Consider the following 15,905-nt stretch of genomic DNA (forward strand, 5'->3'; position numbering starts at 1 on the left):
TAAAAGCATTATAATACTTTTATCGTAATGATTATCTTTGCTGTTTTACTGTATTTAATCATGGTTCAGGACATCTCAACTAAAGACCCAAAACATCATATTTTAATCAAAGGCGCTAAGCTCCACAACCTTAAAAATCTGGATGTATCAATTCCCAGAAATAAATTGGTAGTCATTACAGGCTTATCTGGTTCCGGAAAATCCAGCTTGGCTTTTGATACACTATATGCAGAAGGACAACGTAGGTATGTAGAGAGTCTTTCTTCTTATGCCAGACAGTTTCTGGGGCGATTAAATAAACCAAAGGTAGATTATATAAAAGGAATCGCTCCTGCTATTGCTATAGAACAAAAAGTAAACTCTACCAACCCAAGATCGACAGTCGGAACTACTACTGAGATCTATGATTATTTAAAACTTCTCTATGCGCGTATTGGGAAAACCTACTCCCCTGTTTCCGGAAATCAGGTAAAGAAAGAAACTGTTAGTGATGTAGTCGCCTATGTAAAATCATTCGAAGAAGGCGCTAAACTATTACTTTTATCTACTATAACCGTAGAAGAAGGCAGAACACTCGAAAAAAAGCTGCAGGTACTCCAACAACAAGGATATGCCAGAATCAAAGTAAATGATACTGTATACCGAATTGAAGAAGCTGAATACAAAGAAACTGATGAGATACATTTAGTCATTGACCGAATCATCAAAAGAGATAATGAAGATTTTTATAACCGATTAGCAGATGCTGTCGGTACCGCTTTTTTTGAAGGAAAAGGAAGCTGTTATATACAAACCCTACAAGACAATACCCTAAGAGAATTTAGCAATAAGTTCGAACTGGATGGGATTACTTTTTTAGAACCTAATGTCCATCTTTTTAGTTTTAACAATCCTTATGGAGCTTGCCCCACTTGTGAAGGATATGGAGATGTTATTGGAATTGATGAAGATCTGGTAATTCCCAACACAGCACTTAGTATCTATGAAGGCGCTGTATTCCCCTGGAAAGGAGAAAGTATGAGTTGGTACAAAGATCAATTAGTCAATAATGCATATAAGTTTGATTTCCCAATCCACAAACCATATTATCAGTTATCAGAAGAAGATAAAAGCTTGCTGTGGAAAGGAAATGAATACTTTGAAGGAATTGATAGTTTTTTTAAAGAACTAGAAGCCAAAGCATATAAAATCCAAAATCGTGTTATGCTATCCAGGTATCGAGGTAAAACCAGATGTAACACCTGTAAAGGGACCCGTTTACGTCCAGAAGCTAACAATGTAAAAGTAGGAAATAAAACTATAACGGAGCTGGTAGAAAAACCACTTCATGAAGTCAGTGATTTTTTTAAAAATCTAGAACTAAGTACACATGAAATATCTATTGCCAAACGCCTACTAAAAGAAATTAATAGCCGTTTGGGCTTTTTGGAAAATGTAGGGCTTGGATATCTTACACTCAACAGAAAATCCAATACACTATCAGGAGGAGAATCTCAACGTATAAATCTGGCAACATCACTGGGAAGTAGCCTGGTAGGTTCTATGTATATTCTGGATGAACCCAGTATTGGGCTACACCCTAAGGATACGGAAAAATTAATTAATGTATTGCTATCTTTACGTGATCTCGGTAATACTGTGATTGTTGTTGAACATGATGAAGATATTATGAAAGCCGCAGATGAAATTATCGACATAGGACCGGAAGCCGGGAGTTTTGGAGGAGAAGTTGTCGCTACAGGTACCTATGATCAAATTATTAAAAAAGACTCATTAACCGCAAAATATCTCAGTAATAAGTTATCAATTGAGGTTCCTGAAAAAAGACGTACTTCTAAATATCACATCGATATCGTAGGAGCCAGAGAAAACAACCTGAATAATATAGATGTAACTATTCCTTTAGGAGTTTTTACTGCTATTACAGGAGTATCCGGAAGTGGAAAAAGTACTTTAATAAAAAAGATTGTCTACCCTGCACTCCTCAAAGAACTGGGAGGTTATGGAGAAAAAGCTGGACAATTCACAGAAGTAAAAGGAAACTACAGCAATATAAAACATGTAGAGTTTGTCGATCAAAATCCAATAGGACGATCGTCCCGTTCTAATCCTGTTACATATATTAAAGCTTATGATGATATTAGAGCTCTTTTTGCCAATCGGAAACTATCTGCAATAAGAAATTATAAAAGCAAACATTTTTCTTTTAATGTAGATGGAGGAAGATGTGAAACCTGTAAAGGAGAAGGAGAAGTTACCATAGAGATGCAGTTCATGGCTGATGTACATTTAGTCTGTGAAACTTGTAATGGAAAACGCTTCAAAAAAGAAATTCTGGAAGTTACTTTCCAAGATAAGAATATCGATGATATCCTCAACATGACCATTGATGATGCTATTGATTTTTTCTACACTCATAAACAAACTAAAATCACCAGAAAACTTCAACCGTTACAGGATGTCGGGTTAGGGTATGTCAAATTAGGGCAAAGTTCCTCTACACTATCCGGAGGAGAAGCACAACGAATCAAACTGGCCTCTTTTCTAGTAAAGGGAAATACCAAAGACAAAGCCTTATTTATTTTTGATGAACCTACTACTGGATTACACTTTCATGACATCAAAAAATTGTTAAAATCTTTTAATGAATTATTAGATAAAGGACATTCTGTTTTGGTTATAGAACATAATATTGATCTGATCAAATGTGCAGACTATATTATTGACTTAGGTCCTGAAGGAGGGATACTTGGAGGTACAATTATAGGGCAGGGAACTCCGGAAGAATTAATAAATATTAAGGCTTCTCATACAGGAAAATACCTCCGTGATAAATTATAAAGCTTTGTTAATAGATGTAAACCAATCACTGTGCTTACGACTACAAGGATATAACAATAAATATAACCTATATGTCACTCACAAAAGATTTAAAAGCATATGCAGATCTTTCTGCTACTAAAATTCCACAAGCTTCTCAAAAAGTAATGGGCGCTGCAATTGAACAATTACGCACCGAGAAAATCCTTGCTCAGGCATTAAAGAAGGGAAATAAAATTCCTGAAATTACGCTTCCTAATGCTAATGGAAAACAGGTATCTGTACAAGATATTTTAAAAGAAAAGAAAGTGGTACTTTCATTTTATAGAGGAGGATGGTGCCCTTATTGTAATTTAGAACTTAAGGCCCTCCAAAATGTATTACCAGAAATAGAAAAAAACGGAGCTACCCTGGTCGCCATCTCTCCAGAAACTCCTGATCATTCTCTGAGTACAACCGAAAAAAATGAACTCAGTTTTCAAGTGCTTTCTGATAAGGATAATGTAGTTGCTAAAAATTTTAATCTGACTTTTGCACTACCTGATGAACTGGTAGAAATCTATAAAAGTTTTAACATTGATGTAGAAACAAGTAATGGCAATTCAGACCACGAATTACCCATCTCTGCTACCTATATAATTGAACAAGATGGAACCATTAGCTATGATTACCTAGAAGAGGATTACAAAAAAAGAGCAGATCCTCAAGACATTATAAACCAGCTATAAAGCCTATAATACCTATTAAAAGTATCATTTTTTTTATCCAAATAACTGCTTTTGGCACATCCTTTGGTTATTTCTATCTCAAAAACAGTGAATACCGAAATGCTAGCCAGTAGGTGTACACAGTAAACGTTTTAGATATGAAAAAAATGGTACTTTTATTTGCAGCTATGCTACTGGTGGTAGCAACTGCTCAGGCAAACCATCCAAGATACACACAACATCACACAAAAGGAAAAAATTCCTTTTATCACGGGGAAGCTGTTATTTTTGAAGAAGCTGGAGTTAAGTTTTTTGTATTTCCAGGGGGGCAATTAGATTATAGAATTCCCAGGTATCACCATCGTGATCACTGGACAAATGCAAAACGCTACAAAACTCCCCATAGAGATCGGCGCTATCGCCATCCCAGGTTAGACATACGATATGATCAATTTGGCAGGATACGAAGAATTGGACGTGTGTCTATTAATTATGATCGATATGATCGAGTTCGAAGAATTGGTACTGTCGGGGTACGCTATAGAAGAAATTTAGTATCTCAGATTGGTGGATTATATATCTATTATGATCGTTTTCATAATATTAGGTATACAGAAGGTGATATCTTTTTTGACTATTGTCAATATTGTCGCTATTCCGAAGAAGATAATTGGTACTACCTGGATGGCAAACGATACAAGCCTTATAGAAAAGGTGATGTTCATCATCATAAAAGAACATTTAGGAAAAGAAAATATGACGACGATGATGACGATGATGACGATGATGACGATGATGACGATGATGACGATGATGATTAAAATAAATATCCTCTTTTGAATAGTTCTCAAAAGGGGATTAATCATATTTATTTTTTAACGAGGAATCGATAAAATTGATTCTGTTAATAAAAAAGCTGTTTTTTTTCGATTTTATAATTAGCTCCTGTGCAAGTTTTTGCATATATTAATCTAGTATTTTTTAAGAAATGATATCTTTTGTCAAAAACAACCAAACTATTACTCCCGAAAGCAAAAATGTATGTATTCTTTTTGGAGGAACTATTAGTATAGAAAGAAATGGGAAACAACAGATTATTCCTTCCAAAACATATTTCTTTTTTGACACTTCTTTTGATATCATTACAGCTTCCCCTTTTATAGACGGTTTCATCATTAAACTGACTCCTGATTTCCTATCGTCTTTTCCAGAGATAAAAACAGGGCTGGAACAGTTGCATTCTAATTTTGAATTTCACACTATAAAAGATATCCCACAGAAAAAAAAACAAATTCAATCACTTCTTCACAACAAAAACAACAAACCTATAACTAACAGCTACTTACACATTTTATGGAATGAGTTGTTAAACGATTACATTAATAGTTTACAAGAATTATCAATTGTTGAACAATTTTCTGAGCTCATAGATCAGCATATAGATCAAAACTATTGCGCTGGAACCTATGCCGAAATGTTGGGAATACCTTTAAAACAACTTATCAGAGAGGTCAAAAAGGATGAAAACAAAACTCCCTGTAATTTCATTACCGGAAAAGTGATTGAAAAAGCCAAAGAAAAATTACTAACCACAGACGATACCAGTCAGATGATTGCCTACCAATTAGGGTTCGAAGATCCATATTATTTTATTAAATATTTCAAAAAAAACACACTCTTTACTCCTACTCAGTTCAGAGCTCAATTTCAATAGAAATACGGGGAATTTTTTCCATCTTTTTGTTTTTTTTTCTATTTCCTTCCTCCTCCTATAGTTCCATCTTTGTTCTATAAATAACTCATTATTGTTTGAGTTCATTACAACAACTATAACAATATAATACATATAAAGATGAAATTATCAAAAACACTTGCTGCCAGAAAAGCAAAAAACAAAGAAAACATCCCGGCAGCTACCTGGGATATTATGGAACGAAGTACTGAGGAGCTCAAAAAGCAATCTTTGAGTAGTAAAGCCATTCAGAAAGGAAACAAACTTCCTGATTTTAAGCTCCCAAACAGCACTAACAAATTAATGTCTATTGCTGATTTTACACATGATTTTTTAGTCATTTCTTTTTATAGAGGAGGATGGTGTCCTTTTTGTAATATGGAATTACGAGCACTTCAGGAAGTACTACCTAAACTTAAAAAACTAAATACTGAGTTAGTAGCAATTTCCCCGGAAACACCTGATCATTCACTAACAACAACAGAAAAAAATGCACTGACATTTTCTGTTCTTAGTGATCTTAATAATGAATATGCTACATCACTGGGACTTACTTTTGCCCTTCCTAAAGATTTGATAAATGTCTATCACTCCTTTAACCTTCATGTGGATATTCATAATGGGAATACAGACTATGAATTGCCTATGCCTGCTACCTATATCATCAATAAAAACAGAGAAATTCTGTACAGTTTTATTCCAGAAGATTACACCCACCGATTAGATGTAGAAACAATTTTGGAAGTGCTCAGCTCACACCAAAACGAATCTTCAACTCACCATAATCATCACTAAACAAATAATTTATACTATATATGAAACTTCATATTATTTCTCTGGTTCTACTAGCGATAACGGCTTGTACTACCAATAAAGAAAAAGAAACGAATCCTATATCCAAGGAAAAACCCATAGGTACGCTAGAAGTTGTAGCAGAAATGGATATCAACCCAGGAAATGTCGCTGTATCTAAAGAAGGAAGAATTTTTTCCAGTATTCATCCATTACGAGCTACCAATCTACAACTTGTAGAGATAACAGATAGCACTAGCTATAAAGCATTCCCTACTAAAGTAGTGCAATCGACCATAGACACCAAATCAGATACCAAATTAGACACTCCGTTAGGAATCATTTTTGACACCGAAAATCGTTTATGGGTAATCGATGCTGGATTAAACATTGGTAAAACAAGAGTATTTGCTTTTGATATTGATCGTAAAAAAGAAATCATGCGTTTTGACATTCCAGTGGAACTTGCCCCTAAAACCAGTTTCGTTCAGGATCTGGCTGTGGATGAAAAAAATGGGTTTGTATATCTGGCTGATTTTGGTAACCCAGGAATCATCGTAGTAGATATTCATAAAAGAACGTATAGAAAAATAAGCCATCCCGCGAGCATGAAATCAGAGGACATCGATATGATTATCGACGGAAACGTTCAACACTTTTTGGGTAACCCTGCCAGAATAGGTCTAAACCCTATAACACTTTCGGCTGATAGAGAAACCTTATTTTACGGAGCTATGAATGGTACTAAATGGTATCAGGTTCCTACCAAGATAATACGAGATCAAAGTGAAGATGCTGAAATTTTCTCACATATCACCATAACTGGAGCAAAACCGATATCAGATGGCGCTGCAACTGATCGTCAAAACAATCACTATTTTACCAATATTCAAAACAATAGTATTGATGTCTTAACAGCTAATAAAAAATTAAAGACACTAAAAAAAGATCCTTTATTAGATTGGTCTGACAATCTACGAATTCATAAAGACTGGCTTTATATCGCCGTAAATCAATTGCATAAATCTTCTGCTTTTACAGGAGGGAAAGACCTGGCAAAAACTCCATTCAGAATATTAAAACTAAAATTTAAATAAAATGCTAAAATAATCTCAGAGTAATACCAAGTACACAACAAGCAAATATATGAACTAAGAATAGCTGGAGTGTATCAGATAACCCCTTATTTATCAGATACATTTACATTTTAACGTTTATAGAAATTCCCAATTAACAACTGTTTAACGTTCAGAAAGGATATTAATAATACTTTTGCGCACGCATTGATACCAGATAATCTTAGTACGATACTAAGAGGTATATTTTAGTTGCTATACCATCATAATATGGAACTCCCCGTAGCATCTCATGCAAAAGCATATTATCTTCTTGTTAGCTCATAAGATATTTGCTTGTTTTTTTTCGTTTCGAAATTCAAGCTGAAACATCAATTGCTCACTTTGTGAGTTATATATCATTGTAATATTAGATTGAATTGCAATGCTTATTAAGTATATAATAAACCTTTAGAAAACAATTAAAATGAAAAAAACAGTGTACTATCTCGGAGTTCTTCTTTTATTTATCTACGCCTGTCAGAGTGATGATGATACTAGTAACGCTCCAAACTCCCCAATTATTAATCCCGAAAATATCTATAAAGGAGACCTCTATCTAAATAGTCAAGAAGCTCTCATTGATTTTTACACTAAAAACAACTACCTACGTATTGATGGAAATGTATTTATTGCTGGTATTCATGATATCTCTCCATTCAAGGATGTTGTAGAAATCACAGGAAATCTTTCTATAAGCTATACTAAAGAAAATGCTTTATTAGACACTCCTGACCTGAAAACAATCTCTCCAATAGCCTTAGAAAAAATAGGAGGATCACTCTCTATTTCTAAAGCAGAAGCATTGACTAATATTAGTGGTTTATCACAATTGCAATTCATAGGAGGTGATTTATCTTTAAATAATAACGGACAATTAAGTTCTCTTAATGGATTAACGTCCCTTACCGAAATCGGAGGAAGTCTTATCATTGCCAACCATCCCTCTTTTATTCAGTGGAAAGGACTTAACCTATTACAAAAAATAGGAGGATCGGTTCATATTCGATCCAATAACAATCTTTCTGATCTGGAAGGACTACAGCAGTTAACATCAATAGCAAAAGATCTTTCAATTACATCCAACACCTCCTTATATAATTTTTGTGCTTTGCAAAATACAACTATTCAGGGGAACATCATTATTAACGGAAATGGATATAACCCAAGTAAAGAACACCTTACTAATGACAATTGTAAAACCGCAGGGGAAAAAGTATTTACAGGAAATAAATTTATTAGTAATCAAGACGAATTAGAAATATTCGCTGCCAAACAATACACTAAAGTAGAAGGAAGTCTTATTATCAATAATGTTATTGATATGAGTTCCCTAAAAGATTTGAAAACAATTACTGGCGAACTACGTATCAAAAACAATCGTTCAACAGTATATTCCAACGGAACAAAAAAAAGTTTAAAAAACCTGAGAGGATTAGAAAACCTACAAACTGTCGGTGCTAAGCTAACAATACAGTATAACACTTTTTTAGAGAATGTTGATGCACTGGAAAACCTTACTTCCCTAACCAATCTCTTTATAGAAGATAATGGATCCTTACACAATCTTCAAGGCTTCAAAAACCTCGAAAATATCACCGAAGAATTACGTATAAAAGACCTTCCTTCACTTACCGCTCTTACAGGTTTTGACAATCTGCGCACAGCAGGCTTTATTCGCATTGTCTCTAATGATATATTGGAAAAAATCAACACATTCGAATTGCTTCAAAAAGTTGATAATTTATGGATTCTTGCTAATCCAGAGTTAATCGATGTAAAAGGATTTACAACCCTAAATAATGTTGATAACAGACTATGGATTTTTAATAATAAAAAATTATCCAATCACTGTGCTTTTAAAAACACCGTGATTCATACGTTTCAATGCAGTAAAAATGCTTATAACCCAACAAAGGAAATGTTAGCCACAAATGCATGTAGTCCCTAAACACTAATCCGTATTATAATATATATAAACAGTAATGATATTCCATTACTGTTTTTTTTATTTAAAAAAGTAAAAAAATCTGATTTTCCGAGGTCTTTCCTCTACTCTATCAGGAGGATTTCTTCTCTATAACTATTATCATTATATCAATAAATTCAGCACTTCACAACAGATTACCCTATATAAACTCCACTTTCTTTAACATATTCTCATAGTTTTTGGCACGCTGCTTGCATATAACTAATCGAGTTCGGAATTAAAATTTCTGCACTTTCTTAAAAAACACTGATTATGAAAAAATTTATGCTATTATTTGCCGGGGTTATGTTAGCGACAATATCTGCTAATGCATATGAATCAAATGAAGGAACAAGTTATAATAGATCCTATAACTACGGAAAGTCTTTTATCTTTACAGAAGGAGGCATTGAATTTTCTATATACCCGGATGGTCAATTTGATTTTTATATCAACAGACCTAACAATCACATTAATGTAAATGTAAACGCTCCCGGGATTAACATCAGTTTTAATTCAGGATACAACTATGATCCGTTTGTACAGTACGATGATTATGGAGCTGTAGTACAGGTAGAAGAAGTACCTATATTCTATGATTATTACGGAAGAATTATACAAGTAGGTGATGTATTTCTTAACTATAATAACTTTGGTCGTTTATCCAGATTAGGAGGGTTATATATCAACTATAACAGCTACGGAAATTTCACTTATTGTACCGGATATATCAATAGGTTCAACAGACAGTACGTATACAGACCTTACCACAGATATTTTACAGTACCCGTTGTGAGCAGATGTATTGTATACAATAGACCATATAGAAGATATTACACTCCTTTTAGATGTTCTTACAGAACCTATAGAACTAATTACTATAGCGGGTATTACAGAACTCCTTATAGAAATAGAAATTATTACAGACCTAGTCAGCGTTCTGTAGCATATCACAGAGGATCAAGAGCTCGTTCTGCCAGAAGTCTGGCATATCAGTCTAGAGACCGAAGAGCTGCTATGTATTCCAGAAATGACAGAAACTATACTGCATATTCTTCTAGAAGCAGAGGTGCTAATCGATCTAATGCAACTACCAGAAGCCGATCTAATTATAATACCAGATCAGTAGCTCCTACCAGAAGCAGAAGTACAAGTCGTTCTACCGTGAATACCAGTAGATCTACTCATACTAGCAGAAGCACGACTCCTTCCAGAACCAGTAGAAGTAACTATTCGAATTCTAGAAGCAAAGCGCCAAAAGCAAGAACGGTGACAACTAGCACCACCAGAAGTAGAAGTAGTGTAACAAATCGTCCTTCGTATACAAAAACAAGAACACATACCACTACTAGAACTACAACAAATCGAGCTCCAAGAACTGTTTCTCGATCTGCGAACAGAAATTTCTCAGGAAATAGAACTAATGGTGCAACAAAACGCTCATATAATCGTCAATATAGTAGTAAAAGCAATGCTGCTACCAGAACGCAGACAAGAAAAAGTAACGCTTCCCGAAGTAACAGAACTTCAGGTTCGAGAGCTACAAGTTATCATAGTCGCTCCAGGAGAAGCATTTAAAATAAAATATACTTAGTATATATATTTTTTGGTTGGTTAGTTGAAAAATCCCTCAAGAGTTGAATGCCTTATGCACCTCGAGGGATTTTTCTTATTATGTCAGTAATATCAGGAGAAAGCTTTGTAAGTAAGACAGCTCCCACATAACTTATCCCGATCAAAATACTCTTTAAAACAATATTCACTATCGGAGAAAAAGAAAATTCCCAAAAATAAAAAGCAGCAGTAGCCGTGAGAATAAGAATCCCTCCTCCAACAATACGCTTCGAAAAAGGATGCATCCCGAATTTTTGATAAACAATCCAAAGCTTCATTGTGTTATATACAAAAACAGCAATGAATGTAGCCAAAGCAGCTCCTTTTATCCCAAAAAAAGGAATACACAATGCATTTAGTACAAAAGCTAACAAAGCCATTCCAATCCCTATGATCAATACAATTCGATAATAATCCGAATTATATAAAACCGCATTATTATTCCCTAAAAAATTATCATACAATTTGGTAAGTCCTATAAAAAGAATAACCCAAATATGTAATTGATACTTATCTGAAATCAATTCGAAAAGCTGATGTACATTACACAAAATCAAGACAAAAAACAATCCGCTAATCACAAATAAATTCAAAGCACTTTTTCGATATAAAGTTCTCAGAGCATCATACTGCTTCTCATTAATCAACTTTGCTGTTAATGGATATGTTATTTGATGCATAGCTCTGGAAGGCATAATAATCACACTGGCGATATAAGCACAAATCGTATAATTGGCTAAATTACCGATAGGCATAAAACGTTCAATCATTACTTTATCCAAATCAATCAAAAAAGAAGCTACTGACCCCGCTAATACAATTAAACCGGAGTATTTAAAAACAGAGCTATAATTAGATGGAAGCGTCCATCGAAACCTAAAAGTACGATGAAGCGATAAGGCATAGCCCATCATTATAAATAACCGAAGTATATAAACCGCCATTAACCAATAAACAAATGCTTGGACTTCTATTATCTTTACTGCTACTAATATCAATAAAACAGCAATTCCAAATCGGGTAAATATTTCTTTGAGAAAGTTTCCAAAAGCACTCTGCAGTTTTACTTTGGTCCAGGCATAAAACACTTCAAAATATGTAATAGCAAATGCCAACACAAAAATAGTCCACACATAAGGCTTTACAATCGCATTCTCTCCATCAAAAAATACGAGTAACTGCTGATAAAGCAGTATTCCCATTCCTGCTAATACTACAGACAAGAATAATGGAATTAGTAATAACCAACTCAATAAACGATGCTGTTCTGATGAATCTGTATAGGCGGAAAAAAACTTCACTAATGTATTATGAGCTCCAAAAATTAAAAAAGGCCAAACAAGATTGGCTGCAGATATTACATAACTAATCAATCCGTAATACTCCTGCTCCAGAAACCAGGTCATTAAAAACAAGGTATTAACAGCTCCAAGACCAAAGCCCACACAGGTAGTAATTATATTACGTATGGATTGTTTTATGACGACCCCCACTCAAGATATTTTTGATATTTGTAGTATAAAATTATAATTTCTTCAGGACTTCTGATAACGTACGGGTTAATTCTTTTCTACTAAAACGCTGCAAGCCTATTGGCTGCGTTTGTAATGTCCCTTTTAAAAACTGCTGATAGTATTCCCACAGTTGTTTTTTGATATCAGTATAATCCCCATATTGATAAAAAACTCCAGTATTTGTTTCTTTGATCAACCCTTCAATATCTGCTCCTTCCGGTCCAATAGCTAATATCGGGCGATTTGACACCATATACTCAAACAATTTACCAGGGATGATACAGCGTGTCTCTGGAACATCGATTTCTATTAAAACTAATAATTGACTGCTACGCTGAATAGCCACTGCTTCTTGATGAGACACATATCCTTTTAATGTTAAAAAAGAGGTCAATCCTGCTCCTTTTATACTTTCTAATACATCCTCACTTACTGCTCCTACCAATTGTATCTCTAATGAAGTAGCAAAATCAGGATGTTCTTCGGTAAGATCGTATAGTGCTTTCCATAACATAACAGGATTTCTCCCTGACAATAAAGAACCAATATGAGAGATCGTAAAACGATCTGACAATGAAACTTCTACTCCCTTCTCGTAATCATAACCATTAGTAATTACTGTTATTGGTTGTAGTGTGATGGCTTCAAACTCATGTTTTGTAGTATTACTTGTTACCAAAACATGATCTGCATTCGTCAATACTTCCTCTTCCAATAATGTGTGTTTTTCTTTAGCCCGTTTTCCCAGCTTCAATTTATCATGATACCCGATAGTAGTCCAGGGGTCTCTAAAATCTGCCACCCATTTACTGCCCATCTCTTTTTTGAGCTCTAAGCCTATAAGATGAACACTATGTGGAGGGCCGGTTGTAATAATCGTATCTATCTGATGTTTTTTGAGATATTTTTTTAAAAAGCGAACCGATGGTTTTACCCAAAACTTTCTGGCATCCGGGATAAAGTAGTTCCCTCTAATATACAATAACAACCGCTGTATAAATGATTGTTTTTCTCCCCTAGCTATAATTCCTTTACTAATTGTATTGGTGTCTTTTTTAGAAAAAAACTGAGCAAATCGATAGGGTTCGAAAATAGAACGCTTAAGTACCGTAATATCCTCAGGTATTTCTGTCGATAATGAGGTATCTTTTATAGGATATGTCGGATTTTCCGGGACAAACACCACCGGATCTATAGCATATTCTCTAAGGTATTTTACGAACTTTAACCATCGTTGTACCCCTGGACCTCCTGCTGGCGGCCAATAATATGTTATAATCAATACTTTCTTCATACTAACTTAATGCACCTGATCAGTATGTGTTCCTTTTTTATTTTTTCTAAAGTCATAGAAGATAAAACCTGCCAATAACAGTATAAACAAAATAGAGCTTGCAACTGTAATTGTACTTCCTGTTTGTATTACCTGTGGTTCAAAGGCAAACGTAACTGTATGCTTTCCTTCTGGAATCTCTAACCCTCTTAGTATATAATTTACACGAACATGAGATACTGGCTTCCCATCAATATATGCCTGCCATCCATCTTTGTAATAAACTTCAGAAAAAACAGCAAATCCTGCCGCTGAATTATTCGTAGTATATACTAGCTTATTAGGTTGATGAGTTTGTAACTTAATCGTTGCCAAACTATCTACCGAATACTGAGTATTTTTTACAGAAAAATCAGTATGAATAAGTGCCGTCTCTTTATTTTTTAATCCTTTTAATCCTAGAATTTCATCATCAGCTGTTGTTACTTCCTTCAGAGAAGAAACAAACCAGGCATTCCCATTCGTATAAGGGTTTTCCTGTACTATCGCTCCTTTTTCATCTTTGGTAATAAAATACTTGACATTAAACATATTCAATATACTTACATCTCCTTTGGAAATATAAAATTCGAATAGATCTTGAATTCTTCCCATTTTTGCTGCATGATATCCTCCTAATGCATTATGAAAATACGAAGCTCTTCCACTATTAAAAGGATCTCCTAATAAATCGTATACACGATAATGTCCTTTATCTTCTAATATCTTGTTATCTGCTTTAGTGGCTACAAAAGCACTTCGAAACTCTTTAGCAGATACGAAGTTATCATTATTCACATATTTGCGATCTATGACCACTAAATCAAATACGATCAATATCGCTATTCCTACTATGAGCAGCGGTTGTTTAATTTTATTCTTTAGGTATGCCCAACAGCCTCCGGCAACTAATAACACTAATACTAAAGATCGTAAAGTATCTGCCGTAAAAATAGCTTTTCTATCCTCCTTAAGTGCATCGACAAAATCAAGCCCTAGTTGCTGTATCAACATCCCATCTCTGGCTCCAACAAAATTAAAAAGAGTCCCTTTTAGCAACAAAAACAAGATAGCAATTCCTCCGACAATTCCAGTCGCATACTTCAGAGCTGTTGTTTTTTCTTCTTCAGTAACCTTATTACTAAAAAAACGTTGTAAACCAACAACTGCTAATATAGGTACACATAATTCTATAATGACCTGTATAGAAGATACCGCTCTGAACTTATCATACATTGGGAAATAGTCAATAAACAAAGTAGTCAATACACTAAAATTCTTCCCCCAGGATAATAGTAAGGTTAGTACAGAAGCACCTACTAACCACCATTTTAGTTTTCCTTTCACTAAATACAACGCCAATACAAACAAAAATAGTACTACTGCTCCTATGTAGGCCGGGGCGCCTACAAAAGGCTGATCTCCCCAATATGTTGGAGCTCCCTCTGTATACATAGATGCCTGAGAAGGACTGGCCCCCATAGCCAATAATTTCTCATAGATATGCGCATCTTTTCCTATATTTTCAGAAGAAGACCCTCCCATAAAACGAGGAATAAATAAATTAAAGCTTTCCAGAATACCATAACTATAAGTAGTAATATACTCATAATCTAAGCCCGAACTTGTTTTTTGCGAACCATCTGCCGTGATCGTTATATCAGAAGACCCCCTGGTACTGTATTTTGTGTATTCTTTTGTAGCCAGCAAGCTTGTGGCATTCATCAATACAGAAAACAACACTGCCACAACCATAATTCCTACAGATTGAAAAAAAGCAGGAAGTGTTTTCTTCTTAAACGCATCGACCAAATAACATATTCCCATAATCAATACTGCCAAAAACAAGTAGTATGTCATCTGAAAATGATTAGCCGCTATCTCTAATCCCATTGATAATGCTAATACTCCGAACCCTAAGATTCGTTTTTTCTTAAAAATCAATAAAATTCCACTTAATACCAAAGGCATATAGCCTATAGCATGTGCCTTTGCATTATGTCCCACTCCAATAATAATGATGAAATAGGTAGAAAAACCAAAAGCCAAACTCCCTAGAAAAGCAAGCTTATAATCTACTTTTAGCACCAATAACAAAATATAAAACCCTATAAAATAAAGAAATAAATAATCTGCTGGTCTGGGTAAAAACCGAATCAATCGATCTATTTTTTTTAAATAACTATGTGGATACTGCGCTCCCAACTGGTAAGTTGGCATTCCTCCAAAAGCACTATCTGTCCAATAGGGCTCTTCTCCGGTATTATTTCTGAAATCTGTTTGCTGACGTGCCATTCCAGTGTATTGGACAATATCACTTTGCCGCATTT

11 protein-coding genes are annotated in these 15,905 nt (G+C 34.5%); 8 read left to right on the forward strand and 3 right to left on the reverse strand.

Going from position 1 to position 15,905, the window contains the following annotated elements; translation table 11 throughout:
- Positions 1-60 precede the first annotated feature (60 nt).
- The 8 genes from uvrA (at position 61) to ACFSTE_RS20165 (ending at position 10,713) form a co-directional block, all read left to right on the forward strand.
- A complete protein-coding gene (gene uvrA / locus ACFSTE_RS20130; RefSeq protein ID WP_378258905.1) occupies positions 61-2,841 on the forward strand; it encodes an excinuclease ABC subunit UvrA in 2,781 nt (926 codons plus the stop codon).
- Positions 2,842-2,912: 71 nt separating this feature from the next.
- On the forward strand, positions 2,913-3,548 hold the full coding sequence (locus tag ACFSTE_RS20135; protein ID WP_176029877.1) for a peroxiredoxin-like family protein: 636 nt from the start codon (positions 2,913-2,915) through the stop codon (positions 3,546-3,548).
- 137 nt (positions 3,549-3,685) lie between these two features.
- On the forward strand, positions 3,686-4,348 hold the full coding sequence (locus tag ACFSTE_RS20140) for a hypothetical protein (RefSeq protein WP_378255374.1): 663 nt from the start codon (positions 3,686-3,688) through the stop codon (positions 4,346-4,348).
- Between the two features lie 167 nt (positions 4,349-4,515).
- Positions 4,516-5,241, forward strand: a complete 726-nt coding sequence (locus ACFSTE_RS20145) for a helix-turn-helix domain-containing protein (protein ID WP_176029875.1) — start codon at positions 4,516-4,518, stop codon at positions 5,239-5,241.
- A gap of 138 nt (positions 5,242-5,379) precedes the next feature.
- The gene (locus ACFSTE_RS20150) at positions 5,380-6,054 is read left to right on the forward strand and encodes a peroxiredoxin-like family protein (protein WP_378255376.1); all 675 of its coding nucleotides are present in this window, start codon (positions 5,380-5,382) and stop codon (positions 6,052-6,054) included.
- A 20-nt stretch (positions 6,055-6,074) separates the two neighbouring features.
- A complete protein-coding gene (locus ACFSTE_RS20155; RefSeq protein ID WP_378255378.1) occupies positions 6,075-7,148 on the forward strand; it encodes an L-dopachrome tautomerase-related protein in 1,074 nt (357 codons plus the stop codon).
- 445 nt (positions 7,149-7,593) lie between these two features.
- Positions 7,594-9,117: a hypothetical protein gene (locus ACFSTE_RS20160; protein ID WP_378255380.1), complete on the forward strand. Its 1,524-nt coding sequence runs from the start codon at positions 7,594-7,596 to the stop codon at positions 9,115-9,117.
- A 291-nt stretch (positions 9,118-9,408) separates the two neighbouring features.
- On the forward strand, positions 9,409-10,713 hold the full coding sequence (locus tag ACFSTE_RS20165; protein WP_378255382.1) for a hypothetical protein: 1,305 nt from the start codon (positions 9,409-9,411) through the stop codon (positions 10,711-10,713).
- Positions 10,714-10,781: 68 nt separating this feature from the next.
- Here ACFSTE_RS20165 and ACFSTE_RS20170 read toward each other — a convergent pair whose 3' ends face one another.
- The 3 genes from ACFSTE_RS20170 to ACFSTE_RS20180 are packed head-to-tail and all read right to left on the reverse strand — an operon-like array spanning position 10,782 to position 15,903.
- Positions 10,782-12,242 (reverse strand): MATE family efflux transporter, encoded by a 1,461-nt coding sequence (locus ACFSTE_RS20170; RefSeq protein WP_378255384.1) that lies wholly within the window; start codon positions 12,240-12,242, stop codon positions 10,782-10,784.
- 31 nt (positions 12,243-12,273) lie between these two features.
- Positions 12,274-13,557 (reverse strand): glycosyltransferase family 4 protein, encoded by a 1,284-nt coding sequence (locus ACFSTE_RS20175; protein WP_378255386.1) that lies wholly within the window; start codon positions 13,555-13,557, stop codon positions 12,274-12,276.
- 6 nt (positions 13,558-13,563) lie between these two features.
- The gene (locus tag ACFSTE_RS20180; RefSeq protein WP_378255388.1) at positions 13,564-15,903 is read right to left on the reverse strand and encodes a YfhO family protein; all 2,340 of its coding nucleotides are present in this window, start codon (positions 15,901-15,903) and stop codon (positions 13,564-13,566) included.
- Positions 15,904-15,905: the final 2 nt, after the last annotated feature.

The sequence above is a fragment of the Aquimarina hainanensis genome (assembly GCF_042684685.1).
Taxonomy (GTDB): domain Bacteria; phylum Bacteroidota; class Bacteroidia; order Flavobacteriales; family Flavobacteriaceae; genus Aquimarina; species Aquimarina hainanensis.

Bases quoted from the DNA above. Each gene is read 5' to 3' on its own strand.
- ACFSTE_RS20180 (WP_378255388.1), bottom strand. From the start codon at position 15,903: ATGCGGCAAAGTGATATTGTCCAATACACTGGAATGGCACGTCAGCAA.
- ACFSTE_RS20155 (WP_378255378.1), top strand. From the start codon at position 6,075: ATGAAACTTCATATTATTTCTCTGGTTCTACTAGCGATAACGGCTTGT.
- ACFSTE_RS20145 (WP_176029875.1), top strand. From the start codon at position 4,516: ATGATATCTTTTGTCAAAAACAACCAAACTATTACTCCCGAAAGCAAA.
- ACFSTE_RS20135 (WP_176029877.1), top strand. From the start codon at position 2,913: ATGTCACTCACAAAAGATTTAAAAGCATATGCAGATCTTTCTGCTACT.
- ACFSTE_RS20160 (WP_378255380.1), top strand. From the start codon at position 7,594: ATGAAAAAAACAGTGTACTATCTCGGAGTTCTTCTTTTATTTATCTAC.
- ACFSTE_RS20150 (WP_378255376.1), top strand. From the start codon at position 5,380: ATGAAATTATCAAAAACACTTGCTGCCAGAAAAGCAAAAAACAAAGAA.
- ACFSTE_RS20140 (WP_378255374.1), top strand. From the start codon at position 3,686: ATGAAAAAAATGGTACTTTTATTTGCAGCTATGCTACTGGTGGTAGCA.
- ACFSTE_RS20175 (WP_378255386.1), bottom strand. From the start codon at position 13,557: ATGAAGAAAGTATTGATTATAACATATTATTGGCCGCCAGCAGGAGGT.
- ACFSTE_RS20165 (WP_378255382.1), top strand. From the start codon at position 9,409: ATGAAAAAATTTATGCTATTATTTGCCGGGGTTATGTTAGCGACAATA.
- uvrA (WP_378258905.1), top strand. From the start codon at position 61: ATGGTTCAGGACATCTCAACTAAAGACCCAAAACATCATATTTTAATC.